Source organism: Pseudoalteromonas sp. KS88, assembly GCF_004766475.1.
Lineage (GTDB): Bacteria > Pseudomonadota > Gammaproteobacteria > Enterobacterales > Alteromonadaceae > Pseudoalteromonas.
In genome coordinates, this window is record NZ_PYHV01000009.1 from 167,368 (window position 1) to 180,480 (window position 13,113).

12 protein-coding genes are annotated in these 13,113 nt (G+C 40.9%); 4 read left to right on the plus strand and 8 right to left on the minus strand.

Annotated features, from left to right (window positions below; genetic code table 11):
* Window positions 1-6: 6 nt before the first annotated feature.
* The gene (locus C7Y70_RS06460) at window positions 7-303 is read left to right on the plus strand and encodes a DUF4144 family protein (RefSeq protein WP_135473834.1); all 297 of its coding nucleotides are present in this window, start codon (window positions 7-9) and stop codon (window positions 301-303) included.
* Here the strand turns inward: C7Y70_RS06460 and C7Y70_RS06465 are convergent.
* From C7Y70_RS06465 to C7Y70_RS06490, 6 genes are all read right to left on the minus strand, one after another.
* Window positions 289-1,206 carry a histone deacetylase family protein gene (locus C7Y70_RS06465; protein WP_099294783.1) on the minus strand — a complete coding sequence of 306 codons (918 nt, stop codon included), beginning with the start codon at window positions 1,204-1,206 and terminating at the stop codon, window positions 289-291. The genes C7Y70_RS06460 and C7Y70_RS06465 overlap by 15 nt on opposite strands.
* Window positions 1,207-1,292: 86 nt before the next feature.
* A complete protein-coding gene (locus C7Y70_RS06470) occupies window positions 1,293-2,840 on the minus strand; it encodes a serine hydrolase (protein WP_135473836.1) in 1,548 nt (515 codons plus the stop codon).
* Window positions 2,841-2,860: 20 nt separating this feature from the next.
* The gene (locus tag C7Y70_RS06475; protein WP_135473838.1) at window positions 2,861-3,355 is read right to left on the minus strand and encodes a gamma-glutamylcyclotransferase family protein; all 495 of its coding nucleotides are present in this window, start codon (window positions 3,353-3,355) and stop codon (window positions 2,861-2,863) included.
* A gap of 12 nt (window positions 3,356-3,367) precedes the next feature.
* Window positions 3,368-3,991 carry a LysE family transporter gene (locus C7Y70_RS06480; protein ID WP_099294786.1) on the minus strand — a complete coding sequence of 208 codons (624 nt, stop codon included), beginning with the start codon at window positions 3,989-3,991 and terminating at the stop codon, window positions 3,368-3,370.
* A gap of 4 nt (window positions 3,992-3,995) precedes the next feature.
* Complete coding sequence (locus C7Y70_RS06485) at window positions 3,996-4,778, minus strand: hypothetical protein (RefSeq protein WP_099294787.1); 783 nt, start codon at window positions 4,776-4,778, stop codon at window positions 3,996-3,998.
* A 15-nt stretch (window positions 4,779-4,793) separates the two neighbouring features.
* Window positions 4,794-5,264 carry a CreA family protein gene (locus C7Y70_RS06490; protein ID WP_135473839.1) on the minus strand — a complete coding sequence of 157 codons (471 nt, stop codon included), beginning with the start codon at window positions 5,262-5,264 and terminating at the stop codon, window positions 4,794-4,796.
* A gap of 123 nt (window positions 5,265-5,387) precedes the next feature.
* Between C7Y70_RS06490 and C7Y70_RS06495 the strand changes: the two genes are divergently transcribed.
* Together C7Y70_RS06495 and C7Y70_RS06500 are read left to right on the plus strand one after the other, a co-directional pair.
* Window positions 5,388-5,975, plus strand: coding sequence for a hypothetical protein (locus C7Y70_RS06495; RefSeq protein WP_099294789.1), 588 nt, complete (start codon window positions 5,388-5,390; stop codon window positions 5,973-5,975).
* An 8-nt stretch (window positions 5,976-5,983) separates the two neighbouring features.
* Window positions 5,984-6,313, plus strand: a complete 330-nt coding sequence (locus tag C7Y70_RS06500; RefSeq protein ID WP_099294790.1) for a 5-carboxymethyl-2-hydroxymuconate Delta-isomerase — start codon at window positions 5,984-5,986, stop codon at window positions 6,311-6,313.
* Between the two features lie 58 nt (window positions 6,314-6,371).
* Here the strand turns inward: C7Y70_RS06500 and C7Y70_RS06505 are convergent, their stop codons facing one another.
* Window positions 6,372-8,498 carry a winged helix-turn-helix domain-containing protein gene (locus tag C7Y70_RS06505; protein WP_135473841.1) on the minus strand — a complete coding sequence of 709 codons (2,127 nt, stop codon included), beginning with the start codon at window positions 8,496-8,498 and terminating at the stop codon, window positions 6,372-6,374.
* Window positions 8,499-8,823: 325 nt separating this feature from the next.
* Here C7Y70_RS06505 and C7Y70_RS06510 point away from each other — a divergent pair, with 325 nt between their 5' ends.
* Window positions 8,824-11,844 (plus strand): TonB-dependent receptor, encoded by a 3,021-nt coding sequence (locus C7Y70_RS06510; protein ID WP_135473843.1) that lies wholly within the window; start codon window positions 8,824-8,826, stop codon window positions 11,842-11,844.
* A 97-nt stretch (window positions 11,845-11,941) separates the two neighbouring features.
* On the opposite strand, the gene zapE is transcribed toward C7Y70_RS06510, so the two are convergent.
* Window positions 11,942-13,060 carry a cell division protein ZapE gene (gene zapE / locus C7Y70_RS06515; protein WP_135473845.1) on the minus strand — a complete coding sequence of 373 codons (1,119 nt, stop codon included), beginning with the start codon at window positions 13,058-13,060 and terminating at the stop codon, window positions 11,942-11,944.
* Between the last annotated feature and the right edge of the window lie 53 nt (window positions 13,061-13,113).

Here is a 13,113-nt window from a genome sequence, read left to right on the forward strand (position 1 = left end):
CAATAAATGAGTCAGTTCGACCCCTTAATACTTATTTACAACCACGAAATTGATATTATTGAAGAGCCTAGCGATCTCGAAAATTTACTGTATGGAATGAGTGAAAGCCAACAAAAAGAGGTAATTTTACTAGATAAAAAGGCACGCTATAAAACGCTTAAAAACACCCCCTCGCAAGCCTTATCATCTAGCGATTTGGCAACATTAGTTAAACATTACCTAGCAAAAGAAGGGCAATGTTGTTTAGCTAAAATAGATCACTTAACACCAGCTCAGGCATTTGATTTATTAGCTATCGACTAGTGCTTTAACATGCGCTACTGCGCTGCGTCCTAATGCCGATAAAGCATACCCGCCTTCAAGATAAGAGATAATCCCTTTGCAGTTAAGTGTTTTACTCAAAGAGGCTAGCTGCTCTGTTAGCCAAACATAATCATCCTCGACAAACTTTAAGCTCGCCATATCATCTTCAAGGTGCGCATCAAAGCCTGCGCTAATAAAAATAAGCTCGGGCTGAAAAGCTGACAGTTTAGGCAACCATTGCTGATCATAAAGTGCTTTCAAATCGTTACCATCACTGGCAATGGGCAGTGGAGAATTTACTAAAGTGGCATTATTTTCGATGGCAGTATTAGGATAAAAGGGATATTGAAACAAAGAGCAAAAAAGAACGTTTTCATCGTCCATAAAAATATCTTGCGTGCCATTACCGTGATGCACATCAAAATCGACAATAGCAATGCGTTTGACGCCTTTGCTTTGCGCATACCTAACCGCAATGGCTAAATTATTATACACACAGAACCCGCTCGACGCCGAACGTGTAGCATGGTGCCCAGGTGGTCTGACAGAACAAAAAGCCGCATCTAAATTATCAGCAAGTACTTCATCTACCGCCAACAGTCCAGCCCCCACTGCTCGTTCAACTGCTTTTAAAGAATCAGGACATAACCAAGTATCACCATCTAACGAGGCAAGACCTTCATCAGGCAAGGTATTTTCAACATGTCTAATAAGAGACTCATCATGCACAAGCAAATAATGCTCTGTTGATGCTTTTGGTGCTTGTTTTTGCTCTACGGCAATATCCAACCCACTTGCAAGAAGACGATCTGCAATGGCATCCAAGCGCTCAGGGCACTCTGGGTGATCCGCTATCATTTTATGTTTACGACAGTGTGGATGAGAGATAATTGCAGTGCGCATACAAAGCTCCTAATAAATTAGCTGAGTTAACTATAACAAAGCCACCCGTAGGTGGCTTTGCGACTTTGGTTTACTATCACACCTGTTTAACGCTTTGCTTTTAAGGTCAAATTTCTAAAGTCAAAACTAAAATCAGTGACTGATGTAGAGACTGCACGCATTTTTGCCTGCTTAACGCGGTTTGTGGTACTCATCTCAAACGTTATAAATGCATCGGCTTCCAGCAGTTTTTCATCCCACTTAACAATAAAAGTATTACCTGAGTAATGCTCAAGCTGCCCTTTTAAACGCTTAGTATGGGTAAAATCAATACGTAACTTACCATTTAACTCTTCAATAATTACATCACCATACCAATCATCATTTAAAGTGCCTGTGTAGCTGATATTTGGTAGTTGCGGCTGGTAATCTGCAGGAGCTTCAGGTTTGGCATTTGCGTACGCTTTTTGCTTACCTTCAAAGTGCTTTTTCGCTAAATCTTCAACCCAGTCTTTATCTTCAAGGTCAAATGCATCCTCTAACACTTCGTAAGTAATCGCAGAGAGTGCACTAAATGCTTGCTGGTTGCTCAATATGACAATACCTAGATTCTTCTCGGGCACCAAGGTTACCTGCGATACCATGCCTAAGATCCCGCCACCATGAGCTAGTTTTTTAACCCCATGGAAGTCTTCAATACTCCAACCTAAGCCGTATCCTCTAAACTGTTGGTGATACGCTTCATACGCTTTTTCTGACGCCATAGAGGTTATATGCGGGTGCCACATTTGCGCTTGCTGCTTTTCACTAAACAGTTGCTCACCATTGGGCATTGTGCCACCAGCAAGTTGTGTACGAAGCCACTGGCTCATATCACTGACGCTTGATGCAATTGCGCCTGCACCACGAAAGTCTTCTAGGTAATTAACGAAAAATGGATTTAACTTGCCATCCATGGGTATGTGACCCGTCGCCCAGTTTTTATTGCTATTTGGGATACGTGAAAAGCCAGCGCGTGAGTTTTTCATTTTTAACGGCTGTAACATGTTCTTTTCAATGTAGTCGTTCCAGCTCATACCCGAAACACGGGCTATAACTTCACCAGCAGTCACAAACATTAAGTTGTTATAGGCGTATTTACTGCGAAAACTACTCGCAGGTTTTAAATACTTTAAACCTGCTAAAATCTCATCTACCGATTTATCGGTATCTGGCCAAATCATCAAGTCGCCTTGGCCTAAGCCTAGACCACTGCGATGACTCAATAAATCTCGTATGGTCATCTCTCGGGTGACATAAGGGTCGTATAAACGAAATTCAGGGAGATGATCAATTACTTTGTCATCCCAACTAATTTTTTCTTCATCAACCAGCTTAGCTAACGCCGCAGCAGTAAATGCCTTTGTATTTGAAGCAATACCAAATAAGGTGTTTTTATTTACTTTATTTCCAGTATCTAAATGAGTTACACCAAACCCTTTGGCAAACACCACTTTATCATTTTCAACTACAGCGACTGCCATTCCTGGTACATCAAAGCGTGCCATTGAGTTTTCAATAACTTGGTTTAACTGTTCGGTATTTATTTGTGCTTGAGCACAAAACGACAAGCCAGTTAACAGTGTTGCAGCAATGGCTATTCTCTTCAGTTTCATAACGTTCCTTGGCGTAATTTTTATTGTTTATGTACGGCAAACTCAATAGCTGCACGTGCTTTATCGCTATCTTGGCGGGTAGGCCGCGACTTGATATTTTCACTGTACGCATTTGGCAGCTCAGCTTCAAGCGCCCCGCGATGAACGTGCTCTATGTACCAGTCATAAGGTAGAATTGTTGCATCTGTGGTATTAGCAATATAACAATGCGCAGTTATTTTTTTGTCATCAAGTAAAATAACTTCAACATCTACACAATCGTAACGCGGGCCTTCAATAGCATCGAGAATCTCTTTTTCATCCGCCGTTATTTGATATACCACCCCATATACTTGAGCGTCTTGAGCGGTGCTTTTTCTTACACTGCATTTACCAGAACCATCAAGGCTGACCATATCAAACGTTAACTCATAGCCTATTAAACGTGCCGTCCCTACTCGTTTAACTTCAGGAAGGCGTGCTAATAAACGATTTGACGACATATTTGAGCCAAACGAAAAATTATAAAGTGCCATGTTTGTTTACTCCTATAAAACGACGCGTATTGCTAACGCGATTAAAATCACGCCTATACCACGGTCAAACCAATAACCGCTTTTTTGAAAAAAACCACGTACATTAGGTTTAGATAACACCAGTGATAAAAATGAAAACCAAAGCCAAGTTGCCACAGCCATATAAAGACCATATCCAGCTTGCACCAAAAGCGGTGTAGTTTGACTGATCACCAAAGTAAATAACGACATAAAGAATAAGGTCGCTTTGGGGTTTAAGGCATTCGTTAAAAAGCCACGCCGAAACGCAATCCAGAGTGACTCTTCACTTTGGCTTTGAAGTACTTCTTCACCCGTGTTTGTCGTGGGTTTGGCGCTACGCAGCGCTTGAAATCCTATGTATGCTAAATAAGCGCCGGCTAAATATTTTAACGCCATAAATACACTAGGTGATTGCGCTAACAATACCGCAACCCCCAACAAGCAATAACCCACATGAAGTAAAATCGCTAAGCCAACACCAAAGCTAGTCCATAGCGCATTACGCCGACCATGTTGAATACTTTGCTTAAGTACGATTGCAAAGTCGGGGCCTGGGCTCGCTACTGCAAAAAAGTGTGCCAACGCTATGAGGATAAATTCATCTAAATAATTCAAATTTTTATCCGGCCTTTTTTTCGTCTAGCGCTAATAAAAGCGGGTTTGCAGTTTCACTTAATAGTGCTTTTATCTCTTTTTGCGCTTTCTTAAATTGGCCGCGCAGATGTGGCTTAAGGTGCTTTTTCGAGTCGTTGTGACCTTTAAAGTGACATATTAAAGCGTGCATAAACAAAGTTTGTGATTCAGTTAATGCAGCCTGCCTGTTCGCGTAAGGGTTATAGCACGACCCGCAGCCTCCTTTAAACTGATAAACAGTGTTACTCATCATCACTCCAAATCCTAAAAAGCATGCAAGCGCGTCACTGGCTTGAGGTAAAAACTCTTTACCACCTGGTGGTAATACACCAACATGGTGAATCATGATCGTTGCAAGTGTTCCTGCAAAACTCGCCACCAAATCCTGTGGTTGATTTATTTGATTTGGATTAAAAGACACATTAACCAAATGCGGCGGTGCAACGATAAGAGTACTGTTTGGTGAACGTAGTGTGTCTGTAAACTCAAAATGCGGAAACACTTGTGGCTGAAGCTGCGCAGGCCCAACAAGCTGAATTGGCCACGCTTGCATACCCGCATACCCCACAACTCGCTGAAATACTTTGCTAGCCATTTCTTCAATACTTGATACAGGATCAGGAAAGAATTGATGATTAGGTAACACTAACTGTGTTTTATTGATAAAAAACTCGCTGTCAAAATGCTCAACAGCCCACACAAACGTATCGATTAACCATTGTTGTTCTTGTGCATCTAACAGCGGTTTAGATTTAAATAAAGCTAACATAATCAACTCTTAATATTATTGTTGGGAACTTGTCCATTGCCATGCCTGAGTATTATAAAGCGGCACAGTCGATAAAGCGTGATGATGACTCCCAGTCGATTCTTTAGTTGAATATGAGAGGTATAATAAAGACCGTGTTTGTGCATCATAAATTCGACGTACTTTTAACGATTTAAATAAAATACTTTTTGAGGATTTAAAAACAACCTCACCTGACTTGCTTCGGTCAATGTCAGCTAACTGCTCAGCTGTAATAGGGCCGGTTTGGCGACATGCAATAGACATATCCGATGGGTCTGAAAAATCTAGATTCGCTTCAATGTGACTTATATGACATGTCACGCCAGTAACCAACGGGTCTTGTTGTGAAACTACTTTAATATCCTTCGTTGTAAATAGTCCTAAACTAACTGATGCAGCATCGTCTGAGCACCCAGTTTGTAAAGCTAACAACCCCAATAGACTAATTATTTTTAATGATTTCATACCATTCCTTAAATTCAATCGCTGCAACATTCGCACCTCAATTGCGCGCTCAATAGTTACATTTTTAAAATAGCTATGCTTCAATAGTAACTGAAAAATTCTTCAACAACGAGCTGCAATATAATGAAAAAAATACTAATTCCGCTGTGTTTTTTATCTGCCACCACTTACGGCCAAGATGATTACTCTGTAAGCCTCTATGCTGGTAAAAACTTTAACCAAACATTAGAAACCAAAGAAGCATTAAAGGTTGAGGTTAATAATGGCAACCACTTCGCTTTTAGTATTGACCGTAATATTGACCGCGCCCGCTATGGCTTCTATTTTGCACAAAGCAGCAATGAGCTTGAGAATACAGACGATAAAGAAGTCACCATGAAATACTTTTTATTCCAAAGTGCTGTTGAAGTAGCGTTAAGTAATCATATTAATAGCTATATAGGTGCGCAATTAGGCGCCAATTATGTACAAACTAATTTTACAAGTAATGACATATTCTTTGCCAGCGGCTTATATGGCGGCGTTGAATATTTGTTTAGTGATAAAGCCAGAGTTTTATTTGAAACCCGCTGGTTGGCTACTATAGTTAACAACGAAAGCACGGTTAACTGCACTTTGCCGACCAACGAAGATGATAAATGTTTATGGCATTTTGATGGCGACGTACTAAACCAATTTCAAACAAGTTTAGGTTTTACTTACCGTTTTTAGGAGCCTTCATGCCCCACATTGTGATTGAACATTCTGAAGATTTACCACTTTTGCCACAAGTTTTAGTTGATAAAGTACATCAAACTACCTTTGAAAGTGGTTTGTTTGAGCTTTCGACAATTAAAACTCGTGCCATTGCTTATCAGCACTACCAGCTAGGCGAAGGTAAAGATGGTTTTATTTATATAGCGGCCTACATAATGGCTGGTAGAAGCACCGAAGAAAAACAGCGCTTAAGTGAAAGCTTACTTAATTGTTTGCGTACTTATTGCATGGAATCATATAGTTTAAGCGTTAATGTTTACGAAAACAGTAGCGAAACTTATCGTAAATGCTAATACGACACTTCGGTAAAAATATTAAAATAATTACCTAGCTACCAAAAGGTGTATTCGCTTATGGTAGGTACTCAGCTCTAATGCGCTTGATGTCTATTTGGGGTGACTTATACGACGTGTAAATCAACCAGTCGAGCTTGGGAACATAAGTTAAACCTGATGAGCGACTAAATGCCCGCTCAGGCAAGCGCATCACGTCGTGGTGTTGTTTAGTTTGTAAGTTATAAGCACTTAGTCGGTAGTCACCTTGATTGACATTAAAATAAAACACCCTATCAGGTTCGTTACCTGCTCCTTGGGCGTAATGCCATCCAACGCTGTTAGATAAATTGATCGACTCAATTAACACCTCTTCTTCACCAGTATCGTGATGCTTAATCCATAACTGCGTTGTTTTTGGATTGGCAAAAATAAGATCTCGCTTAGCCGTTTCAATCGCATAATACGCGGGTAACGCTATTGCCTTGCCTAAGTTTTCACCCTGAAGACTCAAACGGTGCACATACCCGTTGTTTGATACCAGCACGCTTTGACTATCAGCCGACCATGCGGGCTTACCATAACTATCAAACCCACTTTGCAAAGGTTTACTATTTAATTGTTTTTGAAAGTCATAAATAAATAACTGATTCTTGTCTTTAATATTTGCGGTATAGGCAATATAACGACCATCATAAGACCACACAGGGCTATATACACTGGCTTTTAGGTGACTTAACTGCACTCTATTAGTGCCATCTGAATTAGCAACCCATAGCTCTGAGTCTCCCGACTCACTTGAAACAAATGCTATCTTATTTTGTGCTTCATTATAATCAGCATAGCGCATAGTAAAATGCGTTGATAAAACAGGAAAAGGCGAACTTACAATAGGATCATTGACTTTTATGCGCATAAGAGCTGAATCGATATGCCATTGATGAAAATACACATCTCCTTGAGCGCTGAATTCAGGATAGCTAAGACCCTTTACTTTCATATCAGTGACAGTCTGAGTATCAAAGTTATAAAAGTAACCTCGACGCTCATCTTGCTCTACCGCTGAAAACACCAGTTGATCTTTAAATGGATGCCAATCCACACCACGAATATCAAGAAAGCCAGTAGTTAGTACGCGTGTATTGCCGGTTGCAATATCCACTAAGAATAGATTTTCATTCCCAGTAGGGAGATTGCGTGAGACAACAAGCTGTTTTGCATCAGGGGAGAATATTACTGACTCATCATTAAAGTCACATTCACCCGAGCACGGAATCTTTTTGATATCTTTTTTATCTGAGGTTAAATCAAGAATATTAAGCTCTGTTTTAACGCGCCCTTTCGTTATTTGCTCACTAATAAAAACCAGCTCAGTTCCCGAAAAATTTACGTCAAGATCTGTAGGATTGCTTGCAGAGCAAGATGCCAATACCGAAATCTCGCCTGATACGATAATATGCTCTACAACCTCACACGTGCTTGTTGAGATGCGTCGATAATAATAAAGACGCTGGAAATCAGGGCTAAAAACGGTTCTGCCCTCAACGTAATCTGTATTTGTAAGTGATTTCACCGCCTGCTCTGGCGAAAATAAATCACGTAAATATAAGTTTGTTTGCTTACCTGGCCGACGCCAAGAGTACGCCATAAAATGGTCATCACTCGAGACCGCAGGATAAAGCTCTCTTCCTGGGCTTGTTGTAACCGTTTCAATATAGTCTGTTAGCAAAACAGTAGACGATCCGAGAGACTGCTCTTTGTGCGAAAACAGCCAATGCTGACTTGCCCAAAAAGTCACGACTGCAACTAAACCTAATGCAGCTATTGCAAGACTAAAAGGTGCAAATAAGGCCGCTTTATTTTGTTTAGGTTGCTTAGCTTCAACAGTGGTAGGCGCTACCGTTAATCGGTAGCCCGTTTTTCGCAGTGTTTCAATGTAGGTGTTGTTGGGATCTAGCTCTTTAAAAGACTTCCGAAGGTGCCAAATTGCATTGGTTAATGCTTTTTCACCAACAAAGTAGTTGCCATCCCATACTTCTTGAATCAACTCTTCACGCGTTATCGCATGTGGATAACGCGATGCTAAAACTGACAATAATTCGATAAATTTAGGCTGCAAAACTATTTCCACATCTGCCCATATCAGCTTATTTTCAAGCACAGAGACATGGCACTGATTTAATAAAAACGGTTTTTTAGTATCCATAAATGAAAGCAAGCACCTAGTTTAGAAGTCTAGAAGGGTAACCTTTAATTGAATTAAAATGCAAAAGATTAGGCTTAAAGTAAATAACCTTTAAACAAAAATCAAGTAACAATAAATACAATACATTGTTTTTAAAGGAATAGATATTAAATAGATGTAAAATAGGGATATAAACGAGACACCTCTCATTGTACTTTGATTCACGATTCCATAAAACATTTAACGAATAAAGCCCACCAGCTACTGTGTTAATGAATACTTTGAACTGCCCTTCAACCAGTTAACGCAGTAGCTTTTATAAAAACCAAAAATGTAAGGGAAATCTGTGAGCAACATATCAACAAGAAAATGCGCATTGGCACTGGCTATTACAGCAAGCTTTTCAAGCCATACCATTGCAAATACTGCAGAAATTGAAAGAACATCACCCAGTAAGCAAATTAGCGAAGTAGCCCCTGAAAGCCCGGAAAAAATCGTTGTGACAGGCTCACGCTTAAAAAGAGATAGTTTTTCAATTGCAACGCCACTTGTCACAATGGACAGAGACGCGATTGAAGACACGGGTCTAACAAACCTAGCTGATATCTTGGTTGAAAATATGCCTGCTTTAACTGAAAGCATTGGTAATACAACTAGCCAATCAAGTGTATCGGTGACGGGTTTATCAACTATCCAGCTACGTGACTTAGGTGCAAACCGTACCTTAACATTGATCGATGGCCGCCGCGTTGTCTCAAATAGCTACAGTGGTAACTATGTTAGTTTAAACACCATTCCAAGTGGTATGGTTGAGCGCGTTGAAGTGATCAGTGGTGGTGCATCGGCAACCTATGGTGCAGATGCTGTTGCAGGCGTTGTAAACATCATTACCCAATCTAAAAAAGAAGGGTTCGATTTTAAAGCTCGTGCCGGTGAAACCACAGATGGTGGCGGTAAAGAATTCACCCTAGATTTGAATTATGGTGATTCATTTGCAGATGACAGAGGCTATGCTTATCTCAGTGTAAACTGGGACCGTGATTTTGGTATGAGCTTTTATGACCGAAAGCGCGCCCAAATAGAAGATTCATATTCCTATGATGATGATCAGATGTGTAATCAAATGCGCACAGCATCAGGTCTGCAATGTATGCGTGACATCACCCAAGCTGATTGGGTCAGTAAAAGTGATGGCACGCTAGGTGGTGTATTCTTAGAAAATAGCCTCAACGACACTCAGTTTTGGTATGACGGCCAAACGCTTCGTGATGATTGGAAAGGCAATGAGGAAATTTACGGCATTAACTCTAGAAAGTATGTGAAACTTGATGTACCAAGTGATAACTTTTCTACGGCCATTAAAGTTGATTTTGATTTAACCAATGACATCATGCTGTATGGTCAAATTCAATACAGTGACAGCGGCTCATTTAATGATAAGTCACCTGAAGATGAATATGAAAGTGCTTACGTTCCGCGTTTTGACCCAGTAACAGGTGAACCTGCCGGTGATGTTAGACCGGGTTACATCCCACTTGATAACCCCTATGTACCGCAAGAAATTTTAGATGCAAGCCCGTATAAAGATCGTATTTATTGGGATCGCCGCTTTGGTGAAGTGGGCAACATCAACACCGACAACAGCAGAAAAACCATACGTAGTTGGGCGGGCCTTCAAGGAACTGTATTTAATAACGAGTGGGATTGGGATATCTCGGCAAGCTATGGTCGATTTACACAACACCAAGAGCGTAACAACGAACTAAATACAGTAAAACTAAACCAAGCACTGCAAGCTGAACAACTGGCTGATGGCACCATTCAATGTAAAGACGCAGATGCCCGTGCAGCAGGCTGTGTGCCAATTAACCTATTTGGTGAAGGTTCAATTACACCCGCAATGGCTGACTGGATTCGTACGACACCGATTATAGATACTGAAATAGAGCAGTACGGCGTGGTAGGTTACGTATCTGGTGATTTATTTGAACTGCCAGCAGGGACTGTTTCTGCTGTATTTGGCGGCGAATACCGAAAAGATTCACAAGACTTAAAAACCAGCGACGACATGAAAGCAGGTGGCATTACGTTTAACTACGTGCCAAACTTTTATGGCGAAGTAGACGTTTATGAAGCATTTGCAGAGCTCGCCGTGCCATTATTAAAAGATGCACCACTAGCTAAAAACTTAAGTGCCGAAACCTCGCTGCGTTTAGCCAATTACAGTATGGAAAATGTAGGTACTGTTGCCAGTTATAAACTTGGTGTGTTTTGGGAACCTATTAGCGGTTATGCATTTAGAGCTAACTATGCTCGCGCACAGCGAGCCCCCACCATTACAGAGCTTATGTCACCTGAACGTGGCGATTACGATAGCTACTCTGATATTTGTGATGGCTTAACAGCCACATCGACAAAACCAGGACATGATAGCTGTCGACAGGAGCCTGCATTTAAAGCCTTGCTTGCAGAAGATGCTGACTTTGCTTTTGAAGATGAAAACAACTCGTACTCTCCAGGTGCTGGTAACAAGGAACTAAAAGAAGAGACCGCAGATACCTATACATTTGGCATAACCCTGGCACCTGAATTTATCGATAACTTTAGGCTGGCTGTGGACTATTATGACATAGCGATTGTTGATGCCATTTCAACCATCAGTAACGAAAACATTCTGCGTGAGTGCTATGACTCGGATGTCTCATGGGGCGATGATAATGTCTTTTGTAATGATGTAACGCGTAATGATGAAGGTAACATCACTAAAATTTTACAACGCCAATACAACTTAGATGAACTCACTGCGCGTGGCTATGATGTTGTAGCGCAATATAAGTTTGATGTTGATGGCGTAGGATCATTTGCTGTTAAAGCTGATTATAATCATGTAATCGAAAACTCACAGACTTATCAAAGTGATGATGGCAGTTATATCACAAGCCATTATGCGGGCTATGGGAGTAGCAAAGATAAAGCAACGCTTTCTTTGACATGGCGCAATGATGATGTACGCGTACGTTGGAGCACCAACTTCCTTGGTTCATTTAAAGCAAGTCAGAGCTTAGAAGAAGATTGGCAAGAGTATATGGCAACGAATAACGAGCGTTGTGCAGCCCAAGAAGAAAGCTGTATCGCTAATCCTGAGCCATTAAAGTACCAAAACTACGGCTCATTTATGAAACATAATATATCGGCGTCTTATAGCATGAGCCTGCAAGACCAAGGTGATTTACGTATCTTTGGTGGCATCAAGAATGTATTTAACGATAAAGGGGCTTTCTACCCGTATGGCCGAGGTAACTATTACTCTGGTTATGGCGGTGGTAAAGGGCGCTATGTTTACTTAGGTGCTCAATATAGCTTTTAAACTTTTACCCAAACCACCTCAACATGGTTAATGCCCGTTAACCATATCCTTACTAGGTTGTTAGCAAAGGTACGCTTCATTTGAACGTACCTTTTTTCTATTGCCAATATTGCATTTCAACTAAGCGTGAAGTTGTTCTGGCAAACTCAAATGCCAGCTTTTGTCCTTCGTAAAGCTGCTCAATTTGCACATGCGCGCTGAGTACTAATAATGTGCCACGGTCATAACACTCATCAACAAGGGCAATGAACCGTCGCGCTTCATCATCTAAATAATAGTCGTTGTGTGCTTGGTGCTCCCGTTGATAGCTATCTTCAATTCCGTGCACTATTCGTTTTGATGTCATCCCTTGCCCCATTGCGGGAATGTTCACCACATACACTCGTGAATAACTGTTCGCCAACTTAATGTAATCATAAGTGCTACGCGTCCCTGAGCAAAGCGCCATAAAATCGAACATGACTGCATGATCACTTCGCATCAAGTAACTCACTGGCCGCCCTAAAATAGTGAGAGTTTGGTTCTCTACAATCGAGTTTTTACCACTGAATACTTTGAAGTCATCAATACTTTTGGGTAGATCATGAGGGCAAATAAAATGATTTAATTGGCGACCAAAACGAAATCGATGGTCACACTCCCCTGCAACATTAATTATATGACAATGACTTTCTAACAATGCAATACACGGTAAAAATCGAGCACGCTGTAATCCATTAAAATAGAGCTGCTGTGGTTGACAGTTTGATGTAGCAACTAACACTACGCCATGGGAAAATAGCGCTTCAAATAACCTCGACATAATCATCGCATCGCCAATATCACTGACAAAAAACTCATCAAAACATAATACACGAATGCTTTTAGCCCATCGTTTAGCAATAATAGAAAGTGGGTTTTTACTCCCTTGCAGGCTATTTAACTGACTATGCACTTGTGCCATAAAATGGTGAAAGTGCAGCCGCTGTTTTTTTTCAGTAGGGAGTTGTTGATAAAATAAGTCCATCAGCATTGATTTCCCCCGTCCTACAGGGCCATATAAAAATATCCCTTTATATTGTGGTTTAGTTTGCCACCACGAAGACTTACGGCTCAGCGTTTCTGCAAGTTGTTGTAATGCGTTAACGGCCTGAAATTGCGCCCTATCCTGTTGTAGCTTACCAGCGTCTAATTGCTGATTGTAGGCGGCTAATATTTGTATCTGTGACACTGTCATGGTGGCTTACTATCGGCTATACTCGCCGCCATTGTAGCCGACAGAAAATGGGA